The organism is Streptomyces sp. GbtcB7 (genome assembly GCF_019091445.1).
In the GTDB taxonomy this organism is placed as follows: Bacteria; Actinomycetota; Actinomycetes; order Streptomycetales; family Streptomycetaceae; genus Streptomyces; species Streptomyces mirabilis.
On the sequence record NZ_JAGXJM010000049.1, the window covers coordinates 25160 to 47397 of the forward strand.

Below are 22238 nucleotides of genomic sequence, written 5' to 3' on the forward strand. Positions count from 1 at the left end.
ATGGCCGCGTCAGCGACCTGTCTTCGGTGCCTTCCAGCGGGCGATGCCGCGGGCCACCATGTTGAGAATCATCACGAAGGCGATCAGGGCGAGCGCAGCCGCCCAGGCACGGTCGTACGCCGCGTTCGAACCGGCGCTGTTCGCGTACTGCTGGTAGATGTACAGCGGCAGCGAGGCCTGCGCTCCGGAGAACGGGTTGGTGTTGATGAAGTTCGTGCCCCACACCAGCAGCAGCACCGGGGCGGTCTCGCCCGTGATGCGCGCGACGGCGAGCATGACACCGGTCGTGATGCCACCGATCGAGGTCGGCAGGACCACCTTGAGGATCGTGCGCCACTTGGGCACGCCGAGCGCCAGGGAGGCTTCGCGCAGCTCGTTCGGTACGAGCTTGAGCATCTCCTCGGTGGAGCGGACCACGACGGGCATCATCAGGATGGCCAGGGCCAGCGAACCGGCGAAGCCGAAGGGCTGCAGGTCCATGATGAGCATCAGGCTCAGGATGAACAGACCGGCGACGATCGAGGGGATGCCCGTCATCACGTCGACGAAGAAGGTGATGGCCGTGGAGAGCTTCCCGCGCCCGTACTCCACCAGGTAGACCGCGGTCAGTACACCGATCGGCGCCGCGATCAGGGTGGCGAGACCGACCTGCTCCAGCGTGCCGATGATGGCGTGGTAGATGCCGCCGCCGGGCTCGGAGTCCGCGACCACGCCCATCGAGTGGGTCAGGAAGTAGACGTCGAAGACCTTCACACCGCGCTTGACGGTGGTCCAGATCAGGGAGGCCAGCGGGACGACCGCGATGAGGAAGCAGACCCAGACGAGGCTGGTCGCGACGCGGTCCTTGGCCTGCCGGCGGCCCTCGACGCGCGCGGCGATGCCGTACGTACCGAGGACGAAGAGGATTCCGGCGATCAGGCCCCACTGGACCTTGCTGTCGAGACCGCCGACCAGGCCGATGACCACGGCGAGCACGACGGCGCCGACGGCGATCGCCCACGGGGACCACTTCGGCAGGGTCGCGCCGCGCAGGGTGCTGGGGCGCTTGTCCATGGCGGGTGCTGAGTGGCTCATGCGTTGGCCCCCGAGTACTCCGCGCGACGGGCGATGATGACCCGGGCCGCGCCATTGACCAGCAGGGTGATGACGAAGAGGACCAGACCGGACGCGATCAGCGCGTCACGGCCGTCCGCGGTCGCCTCGCCGAACTTGCTGGCGATGTTCTGTGCGAAGGTGCCGCCGCCCGGGTCGAGCAGGCTGGCGTTGATGTCGAAGGTCGGCGAGAGGACCGTGGCGACGGCCATGGTCTCACCGAGCGCGCGGCCGAGGCCCAGCATCGACGCGGAGATGACGCCGGAGCGGCCGAAGGGCAGCACCGACATGCGGATGACCTCCCAGCGCGTGGCGCCGAGGGCCAGCGCGGCCTCCTCGTGCATCTGCGGGACCTGGCGGAAGACCTCGCGGCTCACGTTGGTGATGATCGGCAGGATCATGATCGCGAGCAGGATGCTGACGGTGAGCATCGAGCGGGGCGCGCCGCCCTGCCAGCTGAAGATGCCGGTCCAGCCGAGGTACTTGTCCAGCCAGCCGAAGAGGCCGTTCATGTGCGGCACCAGGACGAGGGCGCCCCACAGGCCGTAGACGATGGACGGCACGGCGGCGAGCAGGTCGATCACGTAGGCGACCGGGCCGCTCAGCCTGCGCGGTGCGTAGTGCGTGATGAACAGCGCGATGGCGACCGCGACGGGGACCGCCAGGGCCATGGCGATGATCGAGGAGACCACCGTGCCGAAGGCCAGGACGGCGATGCCGAAGACCGGCGGGATGGTGTTGGTGTTCCACTCGAAGGTGGTGAGGAAGTTGCCGTGGTCCTTGCTGATCGCGAGCGAGGCGCGATAGGTGAGGAAGACCGCGATGGCGGCCATGATCACCAGCAGGAAGATGCCCGACCCGCGGGAGAGACCGAGGAAGATCCGGTCACCGGGTCGGGTGGCGCCGCGGCTCGCGTGCTTCTGCGCGGCCACGGAAGGCTGGGGGGTGGGGGGAGGCGCTTCGTCTGTGTTCTGTGTCGATATGTCCATCGGGATCTCCGGTCTGCAGAGCCGTACTTGGTGTGCGGCTCCTGGCGGCGGTGCACCGGACGGTGCGGCCCGGTCCCGAACCGGGGCCGGGCCGCACACTTAGGTCAGCTCAGGCCCGCGATGGTGGTGCGGACCTTGGCGATGATGTCGGCCGGGATCGGCGCGTAGTCGATGGAGGAGAGGACCTTCTGGCCGTCCTCGCTCGCAATGTAGGTCAGGAACGCCTTCGTGGCGGCCAGCGTGTCCGACTTGTTGCCCTTGTCGCAGACGATCTCGTACGTGACCAGGGTGATCGGGTAGGCGCCGTCGGCCTTGGTGGCGCGGTTCAGCTTGAGCGAGAGGTCCTTGCCCGTGCCGATGACCGTGGCGTCCGCGATGGCCTTGGTGGCGTTCTCGACGGTGGCGTCGACCGGGGCGCTGGCGCCCGTGTCGATGCTGGCCGCCTTGATGCCGTCCTTGGCGAACGACAGCTCCATGTAGCCGATGGCGCCGGCGGTCTGCTTCACCTGCTGGGCGACACCGGAGGACTGCGGAGCGGACTGGCCGCCCTTCGCCTGCCAGGCCTTGCCGCCGGAGTACTTCCAGTCGGCGGGGGCCGCGGCGATCAGGTACTTGGTGAAGTTGTCCGTGGTGCCGGACTCGTCCGAGCGGTGGAACGCCTGGATCTTGAGGTCGGGCAGGTTGACGCCCGGGTTCAGCTTCGCGATCGCCGGGTCGTTCCACTTGCTGATCTTGCTGTCGAAGATCTTGGCGACCGTCGAGGCGTTCAGGACCAGCTTGTCGACGCCCGGGACGTTGAAGCCGACCGCGATCGGGCCGCCGACCATCGGGAGGTCGATGCCCTGGCCGCCACCGGTGCACATCTTCTTGGAGGCGGTGACCTCTTCGGGCTTCAGCGCGGAGTCGGAGCCGGCGAAGGCGACCTGGCCCTGGGTGAACGCGGTGACGCCGGCGCCGGAGCCGCCGCCCTTGTAGTTGATCTGCACGCCGGAGCAGGCGGCGCTGAACTCCTTGACCCAGGCGTCGATCGCGTTCTTCTGCGCGGACGAGCCGTCGGCGAGCAGCTGGCCCTTGGCGTTGTCACACTTGATCGAGCTGGCGGAGCCCGTCGTCGCGCCGCCCGTGGCGCCGCTCTTGCTGCCGGTGTCGTCGGAGCCGCACGCCGTGAGGGCCAGGGCGCCGGAGACGGCGACAGCACCGAGCGAAAGGGCGCGAAGCCGGTTCTTGCGCTGAAGCTTCACTGTTGGGGTGTTCCTTCCAGGAGCCGCCGTCTGGTTGGCGGCGTGCGAGGTCTGTGTGATGCGGAGGCCACACGCAGGAGGCGTTCCGCACCGGGTAAGGCCGAAATTAGGCAGATCAGGTGAAGGCGCCGATGGCCGTAAGTGAACGGAGGGTGAACCCCTGTGGGCGGTGCGGTGAGGTCACGGAACGCTTACGTCGAGGACACGGTGGGATCCCGATCGTTGTTACTGCATGTGACCGGGTGTGTACGCATATGGCCGAAAGGTTCGGCTAGGTGAGGTGCAGCACACTCAGCAGGGCGTCGACCAGATCGGCGTCCCGGGGCTGGGTCAGACGGTCGCGGGCCGCGGCGGGGGAGAGCCACAGGACGCGGTCGACCTCGTCGTTCGGAGTGAAGTGGCCGTCCGTCGCCTCGGCAGCCCAGTAGCGGACCTCTTTGGGGCGGCCGGCGACGGGATAACGGACGGTGGGCAGGGCGGCGCCGGGCGCGGCGGTGTACCCCGTCTCCTCCTGGACCTCCCGCAGCGCCCCCGGGAGCGGTTCCTCGCCGCGCTTGAGCTTGCCCTTCGGATGCGACCAGTCGTCGTACTTCGGCCGGTGGACGAGACATATCTCCAGCTCACCGCCGAGTGGCGAGCGGCGCCACAGGACGCAGCCCGCCGCCCGTACGGCCTTGAAGGTGTCCTCGGTCATCTGGCCTCCCTCACGGGGTGCGCACGGTTTCCTTCTGCCAGTTCTGCTGGAACGCGAACCGTGCCGCCTCCACCTCGTGCCGCTGGTCGGCGTGGAGCACGCCGAGCGCGTACGCGGTGGCCGGGGCGATGCGCGGGGTGCGGGCCGCCGACGCGGCGGCCGCGGCCGCCTCCGCCGCGTCCCGGTGCCGGTTGAGGGCCTGACCCGCGCGGAGCAGTCGTACGTCGATGGGGGCGTCCTCCCCGTAGAGGACCTCGCACGCGTAGCGGTGCAGGCGCAGCAGCAGCCGGACCTGGTGCCAGGGCGCGTCCTGGGGATGGGGCGCGGTGTCCGCGGAGAGGCCGTGCACGAGGGCCTCGGCGTTGTACGGGTGGCCCGCGGTGACCAGCGGCAGCGCGGCGACCGCGTCGGTCAGCCGGTCGGACGCGGCGGCGGCCAGCGGGCGCAGGTCGGCCGTGGTGGCCGCCGGGGTGAGCGGCACCTCGCTGGCGAGCACGGCGACGCTGTCCGCGACGGCGTGGAAGCGGGAGGAGCCGAGCGCCTGCAGCGCGGCCGAGTGGGCCCGGGTGCGGGCCAGCGTCAGCTGACGGTCGAGCAGTGCGCCCGCCTTCGCGGCGCCGACGGTCAGACTGCCTTTGGCCGGCGCCCCGGTGTCCTGCGCGGCCTGTGCCGGGAAGCCGGCCGCGCCGGAGAGCCGGTTCAGCGCGCCGATCAGCCGTTCCAGGCGGGCCGCGTAGGCGTGTTCACGGGCCAGGGTGCCCGAGAGCCACGCCAGTTCGGGCCGCATGCCCTCCGACCACTCCGCGTCGAGCAGCGGTCGGAAGGTGTGCAGGGTGCCGCTGATGCGGCGGGCCGAGCGGCGCAGGGCGCGCGCCGCGTCGACCGATTCCCCGGAGCCGTTCTCCCCCGCTCGTGACACGTCTCGCGACTCGGCGCGCGACTCCGTTCTCGGCTTGGCCCGGGCGGTGGTACCCGCGTCGGTGCCGTTCTCCCGGTGCTGTCGCAGGGAGCGGAGGAACTCCGTGGCCTGGGCCCTCAGGTAGCCCGCGAGGGCGTCTCCTGACATGGGCCCGGCCGGGGAGTCGGTGGGGGGTTCAAGGTGTTGCTGTGCCACGCCGGCGCCTCCGGGCGTCTATGAGCATCTCCTGGACGTTCCGCAGGGGTTGGCCATCCGCGTCGGTCGAGTGCCGGGTCCACTCGCCGTCCGGGCCCAGGTGCCAGGAGGCGGTGGTGTCGGACATCCCGGTCTCGAACAGCCGGTTGAGGGCTGCCCGGTGTGCCGGGTCGGTGATCCTGACCAGGGCCTCGATCCGCCGGTCCAGGTTGCGGTGCATCATGTCCGCGCTGCCGATCCAGACCTCCGGCTCGCCGCCGTTGCCGAAGCCGAAGACACGGGAGTGTTCGAGGAAGCGGCCGAGCACGGACCGTACGCGTATGTTTTCGGACAGGCCCGTGACGCCCGGCCGGACCGCGCAGATGCCACGCACCCACACGTCGACGGGCACTCCGGCCTGGGACGCGCGGTACAGCGCGTCGATGAGCGCCTCGTCCACCATCGAGTTGACCTTGATGCGGACGTGGGCGGGGCGTCCGGCCTTGTGGTGCTGGACTTCCTTGTTGATCCGCGCGATCAGGCCGTCGCGCAGGGACTTGGGGGCGACGAGCAGTCGGCGGTAGGTCTCGCGGCGCGAGTAGCCGGAGAGTCGGTTGAAGAGGTCCGACAGGTCCGCGCCGACCTGCGGGTCGGCGGTGAGCAGGCCGAGGTCCTCGTACAGCCGGGCGGTCTTCGGGTGGTAGTTGCCGGTGCCGACGTGGGAGTAGCGCCGCAGCGTCTCCCCCTCCTGCCGGACGACCAGCGACAGCTTGCAGTGGGTCTTCAGCCCGACGAGCCCGTACACGACATGGCAGCCCGACTCCTCGAGCTTGCGGGCCCACTTGATGTTGGCCTGTTCGTCGAAGCGCGCCTTGATCTCGACGAGGACGAGGACCTGCTTGCCGGACTCGGCGGCGTCTATCAGCGCGTCGACGATCGGCGAGTCGCCCGAGGTCCGGTACAGCGTCTGCTTGATGGCCAGCACGTCCGGGTCGGCCGCCGCCTGCTCCAGGAAGGCCTGCACGGAGGTGGAGAAGGAGTCGTACGGGTGGTGCAGCAGGACGTCACGCTCGCGCAGGGCGGCGAAGATGTCGGGCGCGGACGCCGACTCGACCTCGGCCAGGTCGCGGTGCGTTCCCGCGATGAACTTCGGGTACTTCAGCTCGGGCCGGTCGAGGGCGCCGATGCCGAAGAGGCCGGTGAGGTCCAGGGGACCCGGCAGCGGGTACACCTCGGCCTCGGAGATCTTCAGTTCCCGTACGAGGAGATCGAGGACGTACCGGTCGATGGACTCCTCGACCTCCAGGCGCACCGGCGGCCCGAAGCGGCGCCGCATGAGCTCCTTCTCCAGCGCCTGGAGCAGGTTCTCGGCGTCGTCCTCCTCGACCTCCAGGTCCTCGTTCCTGGTCAGCCGGAAGGTGTGGTGCTCCAGGACCTCCATGCCCGGGAAGAGCTCCTCCAGGTGTGCCGCGATCACGTCCTCGATGGGGACGTAGCGGTTGGGGGAGGCCTCCAGGAAGCGGGAGAGCAGCGGCGGGACCTTGACGCGCGCGAAGTGCCGGTGGCCGCTGACCGGGTTCCGTACGACGACCGCGAGGTTCAGGGACAGACCCGAGATGTACGGGAAGGGGTGCGCGGGGTCGACCGCCAGCGGGGTCAGGACCGGGAAGATCTGGTGCCGGAAGAGGGTGAAGAGGCGGGCCTGCTCCTTCTCCGTCAGTTCGCTCCAGCGGACCAGATGGATGCCCTCCTCCGCGAGTGCGGGGGCGACGTCCTCCTGGTAGCAGGCCGCGTGCCGGGCCATGAGCTCGCGCGAGCGGGCCCAGATCATCTCCAGGACCTCGCGGGGCTGCAGGCCGGAGGCGGACTTGGTGGCCACGCCGGTCGCGATGCGGCGCTTCAGTCCGGCCACTCGGACCATGAAGAACTCGTCCAGGTTGCTGGCGAAGATCGCCAGGAAGTTCGCCCGTTCGAGCAGGGGCGTGCTCGGGTCCTCGGCGAGCTCCAGCACCCGCTCGTTGAACGCGAGCCAGCTGCGCTCGCGGTCGAGGAACCGGCCCTGCGGCAACATGATGCCGTCCTGCACCAGGTCCTCGTAGGCGTCGAGGTCGGCGTCGATGTCGGGCTCGAGGTCGGAGACGTTCGCCGCCACGGTGTGCGGGCGGTGCGCGGCGATGGAGCCGACGGAGGGCTGCGGGTGCTGCACCGGTGCCTGGGCGCTGGGCTGGTTCATGGACCCATTCTTCCGCGCCGGGAGCGAGACCGGCGCGTCGGAGAGCGCGAGCGGCAGCGGGGTGAGGCGGATGTTCCCGTTCCGCGACCCCGGTACCGCCTCGCTCCCCGTCGTCGGAGAGGTCTCGTGCTCCGGCGGAGGCGACGGCTCTGGCACGGCGGGCTTCATTGGCTGAGCGTCGCAAGCCCGTCTGAATCGATGGTTACGGCGACATGACGTGCGGGATATCGGGGAGCGGCTCCCGGACGTCTACATGCCCGGGAGCCGCTCCCCACGGGGGGCGTACGAGGCACCCGGGCATGGGGGGAACTATGCGGTGCGGCGGCGCAGCAGCCGGAAGGCGGCGGCGGTGGCCGCGGCGGTCACGGCGAGGACGATGCCGGTTTCCACCAGCTGGAGGGGCCAGAAGTGGGAGTCGGGGTGGTAGACGGAGTACCGGCCCGTGACACCGTGCTCGGTCAGGCACCGCTTGGCTTCCGCGGCCGTGCCCTCGCAGTTCCCGTACCCGGGGTCCGGGACTCGTTTCCCGTGGACGAGCACCCCGGACTCCAGCTGCCAGACGGGAGCGGACTGGTCGTAGGCTGCGGCGCCGGTACGGGTGATCGTGGGCCACAGGTCCGCGCGGTACCGGTCCAGGCACTGGCTGAGCACCAGCATCACGGCGAACGAGACGCTCAGAGCGGGCAGCGAGCGCCGTAGCGTCAGACCGGCGAGTGCGCCCATGGCCAGGGCGCACAGGGCGTACGCCACCATCGCCGGGCCGCGGGCGACGAAGACGGCGGTGGCGGGCCAGTCGCCGATGACCCGGGCCGGTCTGTTCGACCAGCTCCAGCGGTACGCCGCCACGAGCACCGTGCCGCTGAGCGTGATCAGCAGTGCGGGCACGGCGAGCTTGGCTGCCAGCCAGCGCGCGGGGGACACCGACTGGGTCCAGGCGAGCCACGCGGTGCCGGACTCCAGCTCACGGGCGATCAGTGCCGCGCCCGCCCAGGCGGCGACGGCGTAGAAGCAGTGGCTGAGAACGGTGGCGGTGTATCGGAGGGTCGCGCTGTACTCGAGCGTGGCCGTGACGTCGCAGCTGTCGGAGTGGAGACAGCGGAGGGCCTCCGCCCGGGCGGCGTCGGCCGTGACCCCCATCGCCCACACCAGGAATGCGACGACGGCGACGACGAACGAGCCCCAGACGATCAGCGCGGTGCGGTGCAGGCGTGCGACGGTCCACGGCAGGCCGCCGACGGCACCCGCGGTGCTCACAGGGCGGCTCCCTTCGTGAGCGGGGCGCTGCCGGTGTCGCGCTTGAGCAGGTGGAAGGTGACGAGGAGAACGAGCGTGGTGAGGGCGAGTACCAGGCCGGTCGCCATCAGCTGGAGGGGCCAGTAGTGGGACTGGGGGTGGGAGTCGGTGTAGAAGCTGACGGCGTCGAGCCGGTGGTACAGCGCGCTGCACTCGGTGCTGTGGCTGCTGCCGCACTGCGGGTCGGGCAGCCGGGCCCCGGTCGAGGTGAGGAGACCGGTGTGGACGGTGATTCCGAGGCTGGTGGGGCGGTCGTGGGTCAGGCTGGTGACCGTCCGCACGGCCGGCCACAGGTACGGCAGGGCGAGGCCGAGGGCGGCCCGGACGCCGACCGTCCCTACCACCGACATGACGAGTGCGCTCAGGGAACCGCGCAGTCTGATGCCGGCGAGCGCGCCGACGGCAAGGCCGGACAGGGCGAGGGCGACGGTGGTCGGGCCGTTGGCGTGGAAGACGAAGGAGTCGGTCCATTCCTTGGCGGTGTCGATCCGGCCCTGGCCGCGCACCCACATCCGCCGGTGCAGCACCACCAGCACGCTGGTGCCGACGGTGACGAGCGCGGCCGGCACGGCCAGTTTCACCGCCAGCCAGCGGGCCGGGGAGACCGACTGGGTCCACGCGAGCTGCGCGGTGCCGGTCTCCATCTCGCGGCCGATCAGCGAGGCGCCCGCCCAGGCCGCGACGAGGAACGGCAGGAAGGTCAGCGCGAGGGAGGCGTACAGGGAGTACGACTTGTACCTGAGGATCGCGTCCTGGTCGTAGGCGCAGGTGGCCTTCGTGCAGCGGTCGTACTCCCGCCATGCCGCGGCGGCCGCGTCCGTCCCCGGGCCGTACAGCCACAGCAACAGGGCCGCGAGCGCGACGAACAGACCGGCCCAGAGGTAGAGCGCCGGGCGGTGCAGCAGCAGCACCGTGCGCACCAGGCCGCGTGCGGCGGACGGGCGGCGCGTGGGCGTCGCCGTGGTGCCGGGGGCGGTCAGTGTGGTCATGCGGCGGACTCCTGGGCGGCGGTGCGGGCGGAGGCGAGGATCAGCGCGGGGGCCTCGGGGTTGCGCAGGTGCGCGAGGACCAGTTCCTCCAGGGAGGGCGTGGTGGCGCGGGCGTCGAGTCCGCCGGAGAACGGGCCCTGAGGGCGGATCAGGGCGGTCAACTGGCGCCCCGTGGTGCGGGATTCGACCACGGTGTGCGGAGCGAGGTCACGGACCGGCCCGGTGGTCAGGGTGTGCGCGGCCAGCAGGTCGTCCAAGTCGCCGGCCAGTCGCACCTGGCCGCCGCCTATCAGCAGCAGGTAGTCGCAGGAGCCCTCCAGCTCGGCGACGACGTGCGAGGACATCACGACCGTCGTGCCGTACTGGGCGGCCTCGGCCATCAGCGTGCCCATCAGCTCGTGGCGGGCGAGCGGGTCGAGGTCGGCCATCGGCTCGTCCAGGAGCAGGAGTTCGGGCCGCTTGCCGAGCGCGAGGGCGAGCGCCACGCGGGTGCGCTGACCGCCGGAGAGCGTACGGACCTTGGCCTTCGGGTCCAGCCCGCCGCTCTCGTACGCGATCCGCTCGGCGACCGAGGCGTCCCAGCGGGCGGGGTTGAGCTCGTGGCCCAGGCGCAGCGTCTGGGCCACCGTGAGCTGCGGGTACAGCGGCTTGTTCTGGGCGACGTACGCGATGCGTTCGCGGGCGGCGGCCGGGTGGCTGCCGAGCACGGTCAGGGAGCCCTCGGTGGGGGCGAGCAGTCCGGCGGCGTGGGCCAGCAGGGTCGACTTGCCCGCGCCGTTGGGTCCGACGACGGCGCAGACGCGTCCCGTGGGGAGCCGGAAGGAGCACTCGTGCAGTGCCCAGCCCCCGCGCCGCCCGAACCGCTTGCCGAGCCCGGCCGCCTCCATGGCGGTGTCGCTCATTCCTTGTCTCCCTTGCTGAACTTTTCCAGTACGGCGGTGAAGAGCGCCGCCACGTCGTCGTGATCGAGCCCGGCCTCGCGGGCCCTGGCCGCCCAGTCGTCGAGCTCGGCACGCAGGGGCGAGTCGGCGGGGGCGGCGCCCAGCGAGCGCTTCACGAAGGTGCCGAGGCCGCGTCTGGCCTCGACCAGGCCCTCGCGCTCCAGCTCGCGGTATGCCTTCAGGACGGTGTTCGGATTGATCGCCGTGGCCTCCACGACCTCGCGGGCCGTGGGGAGCTTGTCGCCCGGTTCCAGCAGGCCCAGGCGCAGGGCCTGCTTGGTCTGCTGGACGATCTGGACGTAGGTGGCGACACCGCTGCGCCGGTCGATGCGGTACTCGACCACTCGGACAACCACCCTTTCACTAATTGAGTAGTGAAAGGGTGGTGGATGAGGGTGTCCGGAGTCAAGCCGGAACACGCGGAGACGAGCCCGGAGAATTCGATGCCGGATGCGTGAACCGATCGGCGGGGCTCGTCCGATGAGGGGATGTGAGGGAAACGAGAAGCGACGGGGAGCTGCTGCGGGCCATCGCGGCGGACACGGACCGTCGCGCCTTCGAGGAGCTGTACCGGCGGTATGCGCCGTGGCTGACCGCGCGGCTGCGCGGCCGGTGCGCCGATGCCGGGGTCGTCGACGACGTCGTGCAGGAGACCTTCCTCGCCATCTGGCGCGGCACCGCGAGTTACCGGGAGGAGGGTGACGCGGCGGGCTGGCTGTGGCGCATCGGCTCGCGGCGGCTGATCGACACGCTGCGCGGCGACGGCGCGCGCGGCCGGTTGCGCCAGACACTGGCCCGCTTCCGCCACCGGCACGAGGCCTCCGCCGAGGAACGCGTCCTGGCCGGGGTCGAACACGGCGACCTCGCCGGCGCGTTGATACGGCTCTCGCCCGAGCTGCGCGCGGTCCTCCAGGCCACGGTGATCGACGGACTCACGACCCGGGAAGCGGCCGTCCTGCTCGGCATTCCACCCGGCACGGTCAAGACGCGGGCCCTGCGGGCGCGCAAGCAGCTGCGGGAGGAGCTGGCATGAGCGGCGGAGATGACGAGGCCATCGGCGGAGACCGCCGGGACATGGGCGGGGGTGGAGAGAACATGAGCGGGTGGGACGAGGACGCGGCCGCCGGTCGGAGCGCGTCCGGTGCGGGCGCGGGTGACGCCGATCGGACTGCGTCCGGCGCCGACGGTTCCCCGGACGGGCGGTGGCACGCGGACGCCGAGGACCTCCGGGCCTATGCGCGGGGCGAGTTGGCGCCCCCCCGGCTCTGGTCCGTCGACACCCACCTCGTGGCGTGCGCGCCCTGCCGGGAGGCGCTCGCCACCGTGAGCGATCCGGTCGTCCTGGACGCCGGATGGGAGCGGCTCGACGCCGAGCTGGACGCGCCACGACCACGGCTGCTCGAGTCGCTGCTGGTGCGGATCGGCGTCGCCGACCACACGGCACGGCTGCTGGCGGCCACGCCCGTGCTGCGCCGTTCCTGGCTGGCCGCGGTCGCCCTCGTGCTCCTCATGGCCGTGGTGGCGACCGACGCCGGACGGGCGGCCTCGCCCACGCTGTTCCTCGCCCTCGCCCCCCTGCTCCCGCTCGCCGGGGTCGCGCTGTCCTACGGACCGGTGCTCGACCCGACGTACGAGATGGCCGTGGTGGCACCCCTCCACGGATTCCGGCTGCTGATGATCCGCACGGTGGCCGTGCTCACCACCGGCCTCGTTCTGAACGGCCTCGCGACCCTCGCACTCCCCGCGTACGGGCTGCGCGCGCTGGCCTGGCTGCTGCCCGCCCTCGCCCTCACCGGGACGGGGCTCGCACTGACCGCCCGCTGGGGCCCGGTCCTGCCGCCCTGCCTGGTCGGCGGAGCGTGGGTCGCGCTGCTGATGGTGGCCCACGCGAAGGCCGACGGCGGCACCCTCGCGCCGTTCACGGCACTCGGTCAGGGCGTCGCCGGCGCGGTCGCGGTACTGGCCGCCGGGCTGCTCTATCTCGTACGGGACCGATTCGACTTCTCCCCCTCGCACGCCTTCTTCGCCGACCACACCGACTTCTCCGACAGGAGCGCCGCATGACCCCCACCGTCTCCGCCTCCGGGCTCACTCTCCGGTACGGCGGGACCGTCGCCCTCGACGACGTCTCCCTGCGCCTGAGCGAGGGCGTCACCGGGCTGCTCGGGCCCAACGGCGCAGGGAAGACCACCCTGTTGCGGGTGCTCGCCACCGCCGTGCCCGCCGACCGGGGAGCCTTCACGGTGCTCGGGCACGACCCCGGCACACCCTCTGGCCGCCTGGACGTACGGCGCGCGCTGGGCTATCTGCCGCAGACCCCGGCGTTCCACCCGGACTTCTCGGCCTTCGAGTTCGTCGACTATGTGGCGATCCTGAAGGAGCTGACGGACCGCTCCGCCCGGCACCGGGAGGTGCGGCGCGTGCTGGAGGCCGTCGACCTGTCCGACGTACGGGGCAAGCGCATCAAGAGGCTTTCGGGCGGTATGCGCCAGCGGGTCGGGCTGGCCGCCGCGCTGGTCGGCGACCCCGGCTTCCTCGTCCTGGACGAGCCGACCGTCGGCCTGGACCCCGAACAGCGCATGCGGTTCAGGGAAATGATCGCCGAGGCGGGCATGGGACGCACGGTCCTGCTCTCCACCCACCAGACCGAGGACGTCGCGATGCTCTGCCACCGCGTGATCGTCATGGTCCGCGGCGGTGTCCGCTTCGAGGGCACCCCGGCCGAGCTGACCGCGCGGGCGGCGGGGCGGGTGTGGAGCAGTACGGCCCGCGACCCCGGCGCGAGAGCCGGCTGGCGTACGGGCACGGGTTCCTTCCGCAATGTCGGCGACCCGCCCAAGGGTGCCGATCTCCTCGAACCGACCCTGGAGGACGGCTACTTGCTCACTCTCGACGGCGAGCCGGCGGAGGTGGCGGCATGAGCGAGCTGGTGACCCGCACGGTCGTGGAGGAGGCGGCCCCCACGGGGGTGGAGCCGCCTGCCCAGGACCCGCACCCGAACAGGACGCGGGCCGTCATCGCCCTCGCCCGCTTCGAGGCCCGCGAACTGCTGATGCAGATCCCGGTGCTCGTCTTCCTCCTCCTGTACGTCGCCTACACCGGCTGGGGGATGTTCAACGGCCGGGAGGGCATGGACGACTATCCGGTCCTCCACGATGTCGACCGGTCCACCCAGACCGCCCCCCTGCTCCTCGCCCTCGTGCTGTTCGTCAGCATCAACCGCGCCGTGCTCCGCTCCCGCAGGCACGGCACCGACCGGCACTTCGACGTGCTGGTCATGGAGCCGTGGCGGCGCTCGCTGGCCCACGCCCTGTCGGCCGTGCCGTTCGCGGTGTTCACCGCGCTGGTCGTGGGATTCGAGTTCAGCTGGGCGGCCCTGAAGCCCGGCGCGCTCGGCCACGGCTCGCTCGCCGAACTGCTCGTGGGCCCCCTGTCGATACTCCTCGCCGGAGCCCTCGGCGTCCTGGTCGCACGGTCGATCCCCTTCACGTTCGCCGTCCCGCCCTTCGTCATCGGTATGTACGTCCTCACGACCCTCGTGGCCGCGAGCACACAGGGCACGCACTGGGTGCGATGGCTGGCACCGGTGGTCACCGAGGAAGGCGCCCACCCGTTCCCCTCCGACCTGCTGGGCCGCCCGGCCGCCTGGCACGTGCTGTATCTGGTCGGGCTCATCGTGCTGCTGCTGTGCCTCGCGCTGCTGATCAACGGCGGTCGTTCGCCCAGGATCAAGGCGATCACGGTCCTCGCCCTCGCCGCCATGACCCAGGGCATCGCGGGGCAGGCCCCGGGTGACTCGGCCGCGCTGATCGCGGCCCGCGCGAAGGCGTCCGCCACCCCGGAGAAGGTGCAGACCTGCGTCACGCACGAAAGGTCGACGTACTGCGCCTACCCCGAGTGGACCGGCCAGACCGCCGACTGGGCCGAGGTGGTCCAGCGCGTCCAGTCCCTCGCGGGCGGCCCGGCCTCGGCCGAGCGGCTGACGGTGCGCCAGCGGGTCGACGCCCGCTCCGGCTTGGAGGGCGACGCCGCGCTGGAGCCGGCCAAAGCACCGGGGGTCGTGACCGTCGGCACGCGCTGGGGCGGCAACCGGATCCCGGAGTTCGCCGTGGGGGTGGCCTCGGTTCTGGTGACGGGGGACGAGACGTCCGGCGGCGACGTGTGCGACGCCCGCGCGGTGATCATCATGTGGCTGGCGCTGGGCTCGGAGTCCCACCCGCTGACCATGCTGCGCCATGTCCGCATCGACGACTCCATCACCGGCGGAGGGCTCGCCCTCGCGCCCACGAACCCGATCTCCATGAACGCCGCGCAGACAGAAGTGATCAAGGAGCTGCTGCAGAAGCCCCGCTACAGCGTCATCCCCAAGGTGAAGGCCCACTGGGCGGAGCTCACGTCCCCCAAGACGACGACGGCCCAGGTGGCTCAGCTGCTGGGAGTGCCGGCGCCGACCGGCCCGGGCGCGCTGAGCGTCAAGACATGCGGGGAGTGACGGTGCTCGACGACGCGGGTACGGCCGGAGGTGCGGAGAGTGCCGGAAGCGCTGGAAGCGGCGGAACTGCGGGAAGGGCGGGAACTGCGGGAAGGGCGGGAACTGCGGGAAGGGCGGGAACTGCCGGAAGGGCGGGAACTGCCGGAACGGTGGGAACTGCGGGAACGGTGGGAACTGCGGGAACGGTGGGAACTGCGGGAACGGTGGGAAGTGGGGTGGCCGCGGGCGGTATCCCGTCCCGGGGGCGCCCGTACACCGTGGCCCGCGCCCTCCTCCGTCCCCTCTGGCGCACCCTCCCCCGGCGGGCGCTGGTGACCAGTGCCGTCCTGGGGCTGCTGTTCGCCGGGACTCCGCGGCTGTTCTCCCTCCGGCTCGACTCGTGGGCCGGCCTCAACCTCCTGCGGGCCGCCGCGCTCACCTTCGCTCTGGGCCTGGCCTTCCTGCTGGACGATCCGGCCCGGCACATCACCGCGGCGGTGCCGACCCGGCGTCCGGTGCGGGTCGGCCTGCGGGTGGCGCTCGTCGCCCCGTCGGCCGTGCTCTGGTGGACGGCCGTGCTGTTCCTCATACCGGAGCAGGCCCGGCCGCCGCTGGGCGCCGTGACCTTGGAGGCCGCCGCCACGGCGTTGCTCGCGCCGGCGGCCGCGGCGGTCATGGTGCGGTTCACCAACCGGGCCGAGCCGGGAGGCGCGGTGTGCGTCGGACTACTGGCCATGGCGGTGCTGGCATCCCTGCTGCTCCCCGAGCGGTGGACGCTCTTCCCCGCTCCGTCCGCCGCGCGCTGGGAAGGCGCCCATCAGACATGGGCGGTGGTCCTGGTCGCGGCGGCGCTGGCCGGGGCGTGGTCCTGCGCGGAACCCCTACGGAGGTGGCGACCCGCCGCCTTCGCTCACCGGTGACACGAAGACGCGGGCACGGACGGGCAGGGACACACGGACGGGCAGGGACACCGGACAGGCGGGAACACCGGACCGGCAAGGACACCGCGGACCGACAGACACCGGACCGGTAAGGACACCGGACCGACGGTCAGGACTCGCTGCGGTACATCAGGTCCGTCTCGTGCGTGCGGAAGCCGAGCCGCTCGTACACGGTCAGGGCCGCCTTGTTGTCGGCGTCGACGTAGAGCATGGCGGTGGGCAGGCCCTGCCGGGCGAGGTGGCGGAGCCCGATCGTGGTGAGGGCCTTGCCGAGGCCGCCGCCCTGGGCACCCGGGCGGACTCCGAGGACGTACACCTCACCGAGGCCCTCCTCGGCGTGGACCTTCGTCCAGTGGAAGCCGACGAGTTCGTCGCCGCGGAAGGCGAGGAAGAACCCGGACGGGTCGAACCACACCTCCGCCTTGCGGTCGTCCAGGTCGCGCTGGGTGAGGGAGCCCTGCTCGGGGTGGTGGGCGAAGGCCTCGGCGTTCACGGCGAGCCAGGCCGCGTCGTCCTGGCCGGGCACGAAGGTGCGGACGTTCACGCCGTCCGCGAGCTTCGGTTCGGGCAGGTCGAGGTCGGTCAACGGCCGCCGCAGCTGGCGCAGTTCGCGGAAGAGGGTGAGGCCGAGGACCTGGGCGAGATGCCGGGCGGCGGAGTGACCGCCGTGCGCCCACACGCGCAGCCGCTTGCCGGACTCGGCGAGCAGGGCCGAGCCCAGGGCCCGACCGTGCCCGTGGCCGCGGTGCGCCGGGTGCACGACCAGTTCGGCGGCCGGGGCCTCCACCGGGTCGGTGTCCTCCAACTGCGCGTACCCGATCAGCTCGTCGCCGAGCTTCAGCAGCAGATGGCGCACGCCCTCGCGGGCGCCGCCCTTCAGCTGGAGCCGGCCCTGCTCGGAGACCGCCTGCTGCCCGTCGGCCCGGGCGGCCTCCGCGAGCAGCCGGAGCACGTCCTCGGCCTGGGCCGGGGAGAGCGCGGTGTGGGTCTCGATGGAGCGGGTGAGGGCGTGGGGCGCGGTGTCGTCGCTGGTCATGGATACGAGGGTACGGCGCGGTGTTTTGCGGACAAGGAGTTGCGCGGAGTCGATGTGGCTCGTGGCGGGGTGAGGAGGGGCTTCCGTCAGGTGGTGGTGAGGCGATGGCAACCAGTCTGTAACCCCTAACCCCCTGTTGCGCTACGCGCGTTGATTCTAAAGTGCGCGTAAAACCACAGCCGTTTCCACAGGGGGGAACCCATGCTGCCGACGCCCCGGCACAGACGTACCCATCGCATCCTCGCCGCCGCCGCTGGGCTGGCCACCGTCGGCGCCCTGGCCGCCGCGATGCCCGCGAGCGCAGGGCAGGACAGGTCGACCCCGCACCACCACCCCGGCAGCGGCCGCTACCAGGACGTACAGCTGCTGTCCTTCAACGACCTGCACGGCAACCTGGAGCCGCCGGCCGGGTCGTCCGGCCGGGTCACGGAGCTCGAGGCGGACGGCACGACGAAGTCGATCGACGCGGGCGGTGTCGAGTACCTCGCCACCCATCTGCGCGAGGCCCGCAAGGGCAACAAGTACTCCATCACGGCCGCCGCCGGAGACATGGTCGGCGCCTCCCCGCTGATCTCCGGGCTCTTCCACGACGAGCCGACGATCGACGCGCTGAACAAGCTCGACCTGGATGTGACGAGCGTCGGCAACCACGAGTTCGACGAGGGCGCCAAGGAGCTGGCCCGCCTGCAGAACGGCGGCTGCCACCCCACGGACGGCTGCTACGACAAGAAGGCGAAGTTCCAGGGCGCCGACTTCCCGTACCTCGCGGCGAACGTCACCGACGAGAAGACCGGCAAGCCGATTCTCAAGCCCTACTGGGTGTGGAAGAAGAACGGCGTCAAGGTCGGCTTCATCGGCGTGACGCTGGAAGGCACCCCGAACATCGTGTCGGCCGACGGCGTCAAGGGACTGAAGTTCGGCGACGAGGTCGAGACGATCAACAAGTACGCCAAGGTGCTCCAGCGCCAGGGCGTGAAGTCGATCGTCGCGCTGATCCACGAGGGCGGCGCGCCCGCGTCGACGGCGTACAACTACGACTGCGACAGCCCCGGCCCCGGTGACGGCATCTCCGGGCCGATCGTCGACATCGCCAAGAACGTCACGCCGGCCGTGGACGCCCTGGTCACCGGCCACACCCACCAGGCGTACGCGTGCACCGTCCCGGACCCGGCGGGCAACCCGCGCATGGTGACGTCGGCCTCGTCCTTCGGCCGCCTCTACACGGACACGACGCTGACGTACGACCGCTGGACCGGCGACATCGCGCGTACGGCGGTGAAGTCGGCGAACCACGTGGTCACCCGTGACGTGGCGAAGGCCGCCGACATGACGTCCCTGATCAGCAAGTGGAAGACGCTCTCCGCCCCGATCGCCTCGCGTCCCATCGGTTACATCGCGGGCGAGATCGGCAACACCGGCAACGAGTCCCCGCTCGGCGACATGATCGCCGACGCGCAGCTCGCGTACGCCAAGTCCGTCGACCCCGAGGCCGACCTCGCGGTGATGAACCCGGGCGGCATCCGCGCCGGGCTCACCTATGCGGCGAGCGGCAGTGAGGGCGACGGGGTGGTGACGTACGGGGAGGCGTACACGGTCCAGCCGTTCGCCAACACCGTCAACCTGGTGAACCTCACCGGCGCTCAGGTGATCACGGCACTCCAGCAGCAGGTCAGCGGGGCCAACGAGGCCGCGCCGAAGATCCTGCAGATCTCCAAGGGTCTGACCTACACGCTGGACCTGACGAAGACGGGCGCGGCGCGGGTGGTCGGCGACTCGGTCAAGCTCAACGGCGCGGCGATCGACCCCGCCGCCACCTACCGCGTCGCGATGAACTCCTTCCTCGCGGGCGGCGGCGACGGCTTCGCCGAGCTCGGCAAGGGCGGAGACGTCCGGGTCGGCGGCGACGACCTGGCGGCCTTCGAGTCCTACCTGACGGCCAACTCCTCGGCCACGGCGCCGTACCCGGTGCCGACGGCGGACCGGATCACGGTCGTGCGGTAGTCCCCTAGGGAACGGGCGGGGCCGGTACGCGGATGCGTACCGGCCCCGCTTTTTTTGACCTAAATTCTGTGTGAGTAGTGGATTGGTTCCACGGTCCATCTGAAAATTTGTTTCAGCCGTAATTCATTGAGGTCTCAGTCGAATTGGCGATTTCGGGGTCCGGGGTCCCGTAGTGTTTTCCATGTCGAAAGCGAACAGCGCAAACGACAAAGGGAATTCACCCGCAGGGAACAAGGAGACACCCATGAGCTTCCACAAGATCGCCCCGGTCAAGAAGCACCACAAGCCCGCTCCGGCCCCGAAGAAGCCCGCGAAGCGCCGGCCCGTCAAGCCGGCCCCGGTGGCGCAGAAGCCCGAGCGCCGTCCTGTCGGCAACAAGTAAGCAAGATCCACCCCCGATCAACAGATCCACCCGCGACCAGCGGATCAGTCAAAGCCACGAGAGGGAAACCCATGAGCTTCCACAAGATCGCCCCCGTCAAGAAGCACCACAAGGCCGCCCCGGTCGCGAAGCGCCGGCCCGCCAAGCCGGCCCCGGTGGCGAAGAAGGCCGTCGCTCCGAAGAAGCGCCCGGTCAGCCGTCAGGGCCAGTAGCAGCCCGCGCGAGGCGGGGTCCCCGGGAATTATCGGTTTCCGGTGGCCCCGCCTCGGCCATGTTCCGGACCGGAAAGGGAAGTTGATTTGATATGCGGGAAGTACGGGAGGCATTCGCACGCTTCTGGCCGCTGACGCGCGGCGACCGCAAATGGCTACTGCTGATCATCGGCTGCGTGGTCGTGGCCGCGCTCGCCGAGACGGCCTCGATCCTGCTCTTCGCACAACTCACGGACCACGCCCTGAAGGCCGGTTCGCTCTCCGCGTTCTGGGAGCCGGCCGGAGCCTGGCTGGGCGTCGCCGTGATCGGCGCGATCGTCGGCTACCTCGGCAACTCGCTCGCCGTATGGACCGCGGAGAGATTCGTCCTGCGCCTGCGCGCGAGTGTCTTCCGGCACGTCCAGGACCTGCCGCCCGACTTCTTCCAGAAGCACCGCCAGGGCGACCTGGTCGAACGGCTCACCGGTGACGTCGAGGCCATCGAGCAGATGGTCGTGTCGGGTGTCGTCGGGACGGTCTCCGCCGCCTTCTCCGCCGTCTTCTACGCCACCGCCGCGCTCTGGCTGCGCTGGGACCTCGCCCTCGTCACCTTCCTCCTCGCCCCCCTCTTCCTCGTCGCCGCCCGCCGGTTCGCCGGCCGCATCAAGACCGCCTCCCAGGAGGAGCGGGCCGCCGACGGCGCGATCACCTCGGTCGTCGAGGAGTCCCTCGGCAACGTGGTCCTCACCCAGGCCTACAACCGCCGCCGCGCCGAGGAGAAGCGGCTCGACCGCGAGGCCCGGGCCTGGATGCGGGCGTCGGTGCGCGGGGCACGGGCGAGCGAGATGTACGAGCAGTTCGTCGAGGTCGTCGAGACGCTGTGCGTGCTCGCGGTGATCGGCCTCGGCGCCTGGGAGATCTCGAAGGGGCGCATGTCGCTGGGCCAGCTGCTCGCCTTCGCCGCGTTCCTCGGGTACCTGTACCCGCCGATCCGCAATCTGGGGCAGCTCGGTCTCACCCTCACCGCCGCCACCGCCGGCGCGGAACGCATCCAGGAGATCCTGGACACCGAACCCGCCGTCACCGAACCCGCCGAGCCCGTCCGGGACTGGCCCGTGCACGGCTGGGTCAGCTTCCACGGCGCGTCGTTCCGCTACCCCGGCGCCGACCGCGAGTCCCTGCACGACGTGACCTTCACCGCGGGACCCGGCGAACTCGTCATCGTCACCGGCCCGAGCGGCGCCGGAAAGTCGACGCTCTCCAAACTCCTCACCCGCTTCTACGACCCCACGGCCGGCGTGGTCTGCCTGGACGGCGTCCCGCTGCCCGACATGTCCCTGGAGTTCCTGCGCGAGAACGTGGCGCTGCTGCCCCAGGAGACGCTGATCCTGCACGGCACGATCCGCGAGAACATCGAGTGCGGCAGGCCGGGCGCGTCCCAGGCGGACATCGAGCGGGCGGCGACGGACGCGGTCGCGCACGACTTCATCAGCGCGCTGCCCGACGGGTACGACACCGAGATCGCGCCCGGCACGGCCACCCTGTCCGGCGGCCAGCTCCAGCGGATCGCGATCGCCCGCGCGATGCTGCGCGCCGCGCCCGTCCTGGTCCTCGACGAGCCGACCGCCGGGCTCGACTCGATCGCCGCACGCCGGGTGGTGCAGCCGCTGCGGCGGCTGATGGCGGGCCGTACGACCATCATGATCACGCACGATCTGAGCCTCGCCCCCGACGCCGACCGGATCCTGGTGGTGGACGGCGGTCGGCTGGTGGAGGCGGGCACGCACGACGAGCTGATGGCGTGGGGCGGGGCGTACGCCCGGCTCGCGACGCCGGAACTCGACTACTTGGCGGCGCGGAGCGTGTAGCCGAGCCCCCGCACGGTCTGGATGAGCCGCGGTTCGCCGCGGCTCTCCAGTTTCCGGCGCAGGTACATCACGTACACGTCCAGCGTGTTCGACGTCGGCTCGAAGTCGAAGCCCCAGACCTCCTTGAGGATCTGGGCGCGGCTGAGGACCTTGGCGGGATGCCGGAGCAGATACTCCAGCAGGGCGTACTCGGTCCTGGTCAGGTCGAGGGGACGGTCGGAGCGGGTGACGGTGCGGGTGGGCCGGTCCATGGCGAGGTCCGCGAAGGCGAGCCGGTCGTCGAGACGGGGGGCGCACTGTTTCGGCTGCGGGCTGCGGCGCAGCAGGGCCCTGACCCGGGCGAGGAGTTCCTCGGTGGCGAAGGGCTTCATGAGGTAGTCGTCGGCGCCGTTGTCGAGGGCGACGATACGGTCGCCGACCGCGTCCCGGCCGGTGATCATGAGGATGGGGACGGTGGAGCCGGAGGCTCTGATCCGGCGCGTCGCGGCCAGCCCGTCGAGGCCGGGCATGGTGACGTCCATCAGCACCAGGTCGGGCCGCTCGTCCACCCCGGCCACCAGTTCGAGGGCCTCGCGGCCGTCCCCGGTGAGGACGGTCTCGTAGCCCTCGAACCTGAGCAGCCGGTCGAGCCCCTCACGTACGGCCTCGTCGTCATCGGCCAGCAGGATCTTCCGCGCCATCCCCCCAACGTGTAACGGGGTGCTGTGGGAGGGCTTGGAGAGGGGTGTGGGGAGGCTGGGCGGTGTCCGCGCCCAGCCTCCCCGGCCGGAAAGACCCGGCCTT

General features: G+C 71.1%; 21 protein-coding genes. 9 read left to right on the forward strand and 12 right to left on the reverse strand.

The annotated features are described in order from the left end of the window. Nucleotides 1–9: 9 nt before the first annotated feature. The 10 genes from pstA to KVT44_RS47900 form a co-directional block, all read right to left on the reverse strand. Nucleotides 10–1074, reverse strand: a complete 1065-nt coding sequence (gene pstA / locus KVT44_RS47855; RefSeq protein WP_217574646.1) for a phosphate ABC transporter permease PstA — start codon at nucleotides 1072–1074, stop codon at nucleotides 10–12. Next, on the reverse strand, nucleotides 1071–2081 hold the full coding sequence (pstC, locus tag KVT44_RS47860) for a phosphate ABC transporter permease subunit PstC (protein WP_190170891.1): 1011 nt from the start codon (nucleotides 2079–2081) through the stop codon (nucleotides 1071–1073). The genes pstA and pstC overlap by 4 nt, the downstream gene beginning before the upstream one ends. Before the next feature lie 104 nt (nucleotides 2082–2185). Next, entirely contained in the window at nucleotides 2186–3322 is a 1137-nt protein-coding gene (gene pstS, locus KVT44_RS47865; RefSeq protein WP_190170890.1) for a phosphate ABC transporter substrate-binding protein PstS, read from the reverse strand. Between the two features lie 271 nt (nucleotides 3323–3593). Beyond that, on the reverse strand, nucleotides 3594–4016 hold the full coding sequence (locus KVT44_RS47870) for an NUDIX hydrolase (RefSeq protein ID WP_099921878.1): 423 nt from the start codon (nucleotides 4014–4016) through the stop codon (nucleotides 3594–3596). A 10-nt stretch (nucleotides 4017–4026) separates the two neighbouring features. Next, nucleotides 4027–5130 (reverse strand): CHAD domain-containing protein, encoded by a 1104-nt coding sequence (locus tag KVT44_RS47875; protein ID WP_217574648.1) that lies wholly within the window; start codon nucleotides 5128–5130, stop codon nucleotides 4027–4029. Next, nucleotides 5111–7342 carry an RNA degradosome polyphosphate kinase gene (locus KVT44_RS47880; protein WP_180292941.1) on the reverse strand — a complete coding sequence of 744 codons (2232 nt, stop codon included), beginning with the start codon at nucleotides 7340–7342 and terminating at the stop codon, nucleotides 5111–5113. Before KVT44_RS47880 ends, KVT44_RS47875 begins: the two co-directional genes overlap by 20 nt. 309 nt (nucleotides 7343–7651) lie before the next feature. After that, nucleotides 7652–8596, reverse strand: a complete 945-nt coding sequence (locus KVT44_RS47885; protein ID WP_217574650.1) for a hypothetical protein — start codon at nucleotides 8594–8596, stop codon at nucleotides 7652–7654. After that, nucleotides 8593–9624, reverse strand: a complete 1032-nt coding sequence (locus tag KVT44_RS47890; RefSeq protein ID WP_217574652.1) for an ABC transporter permease — start codon at nucleotides 9622–9624, stop codon at nucleotides 8593–8595. Before KVT44_RS47890 ends, KVT44_RS47885 begins: the two co-directional genes overlap by 4 nt. Continuing rightward, nucleotides 9621–10526, reverse strand: coding sequence for an ABC transporter ATP-binding protein (locus KVT44_RS47895; protein WP_217574654.1), 906 nt, complete (start codon nucleotides 10524–10526; stop codon nucleotides 9621–9623). The genes KVT44_RS47890 and KVT44_RS47895 overlap by 4 nt, the downstream gene beginning before the upstream one ends. Then, on the reverse strand, nucleotides 10523–10909 hold the full coding sequence (locus KVT44_RS47900; RefSeq protein ID WP_099921882.1) for a GntR family transcriptional regulator: 387 nt from the start codon (nucleotides 10907–10909) through the stop codon (nucleotides 10523–10525). Before KVT44_RS47900 ends, KVT44_RS47895 begins: the two co-directional genes overlap by 4 nt. Before the next feature lie 146 nt (nucleotides 10910–11055). Between KVT44_RS47900 and KVT44_RS47905 the strand changes: the two genes are divergently transcribed. The 5 genes from KVT44_RS47905 to KVT44_RS47925 all read left to right on the forward strand — a co-directional run bounded on the left by KVT44_RS47905 (nucleotide 11056) and on the right by KVT44_RS47925 (nucleotide 15956). Next, nucleotides 11056–11598 carry an RNA polymerase sigma factor gene (locus KVT44_RS47905; protein WP_060895010.1) on the forward strand — a complete coding sequence of 181 codons (543 nt, stop codon included), beginning with the start codon at nucleotides 11056–11058 and terminating at the stop codon, nucleotides 11596–11598. Then, a complete protein-coding gene (locus KVT44_RS47910; protein ID WP_229889087.1) occupies nucleotides 11595–12629 on the forward strand; it encodes a zf-HC2 domain-containing protein in 1035 nt (344 codons plus the stop codon). Before KVT44_RS47905 ends, KVT44_RS47910 begins: the two co-directional genes overlap by 4 nt. Then, nucleotides 12626–13486: an ABC transporter ATP-binding protein gene (locus KVT44_RS47915; protein WP_099921883.1), complete on the forward strand. Its 861-nt coding sequence runs from the start codon at nucleotides 12626–12628 to the stop codon at nucleotides 13484–13486. The genes KVT44_RS47910 and KVT44_RS47915 overlap by 4 nt, the downstream gene beginning before the upstream one ends. Then, nucleotides 13483–15057 (forward strand): ABC transporter permease, encoded by a 1575-nt coding sequence (locus tag KVT44_RS47920; protein ID WP_217574656.1) that lies wholly within the window; start codon nucleotides 13483–13485, stop codon nucleotides 15055–15057. Before KVT44_RS47915 ends, KVT44_RS47920 begins: the two co-directional genes overlap by 4 nt. A 203-nt stretch (nucleotides 15058–15260) precedes the next feature. Then, the gene (locus tag KVT44_RS47925; protein ID WP_308314320.1) at nucleotides 15261–15956 is read left to right on the forward strand and encodes an ABC transporter; all 696 of its coding nucleotides are present in this window, start codon (nucleotides 15261–15263) and stop codon (nucleotides 15954–15956) included. Nucleotides 15957–16086: 130 nt separating this feature from the next. Here the strand turns inward: KVT44_RS47925 and mshD are convergent, their stop codons facing one another. Further along, nucleotides 16087–17013 (reverse strand): mycothiol synthase, encoded by a 927-nt coding sequence (gene mshD, locus KVT44_RS47930; RefSeq protein ID WP_099921885.1) that lies wholly within the window; start codon nucleotides 17011–17013, stop codon nucleotides 16087–16089. A gap of 201 nt (nucleotides 17014–17214) precedes the next feature. Between mshD and KVT44_RS47935 the strand changes: the two genes are divergently transcribed. The 4 genes from KVT44_RS47935 to KVT44_RS47950 all read left to right on the forward strand — a co-directional run bounded on the left by KVT44_RS47935 (nucleotide 17215) and on the right by KVT44_RS47950 (nucleotide 21455). Next, nucleotides 17215–19014: a bifunctional UDP-sugar hydrolase/5'-nucleotidase gene (locus KVT44_RS47935; protein ID WP_217574658.1), complete on the forward strand. Its 1800-nt coding sequence runs from the start codon at nucleotides 17215–17217 to the stop codon at nucleotides 19012–19014. Between the two features lie 244 nt (nucleotides 19015–19258). After that, nucleotides 19259–19396, forward strand: coding sequence for a hypothetical protein (locus KVT44_RS47940; protein WP_190170884.1), 138 nt, complete (start codon nucleotides 19259–19261; stop codon nucleotides 19394–19396). 71 nt (nucleotides 19397–19467) lie between these two features. After that, nucleotides 19468–19608 (forward strand): hypothetical protein, encoded by a 141-nt coding sequence (locus tag KVT44_RS47945; protein ID WP_167552124.1) that lies wholly within the window; start codon nucleotides 19468–19470, stop codon nucleotides 19606–19608. Between the two features lie 92 nt (nucleotides 19609–19700). Then, nucleotides 19701–21455, forward strand: a complete 1755-nt coding sequence (locus KVT44_RS47950; RefSeq protein WP_217574660.1) for an ABC transporter ATP-binding protein — start codon at nucleotides 19701–19703, stop codon at nucleotides 21453–21455. Here the strand turns inward: KVT44_RS47950 and KVT44_RS47955 are convergent. Further along, nucleotides 21431–22135, reverse strand: a complete 705-nt coding sequence (locus KVT44_RS47955; RefSeq protein WP_217574662.1) for a response regulator transcription factor — start codon at nucleotides 22133–22135, stop codon at nucleotides 21431–21433. The two genes, KVT44_RS47950 and KVT44_RS47955, sit on opposite strands and share 25 nt — an antisense overlap. Nucleotides 22136–22238: the final 103 nt, after the last annotated feature.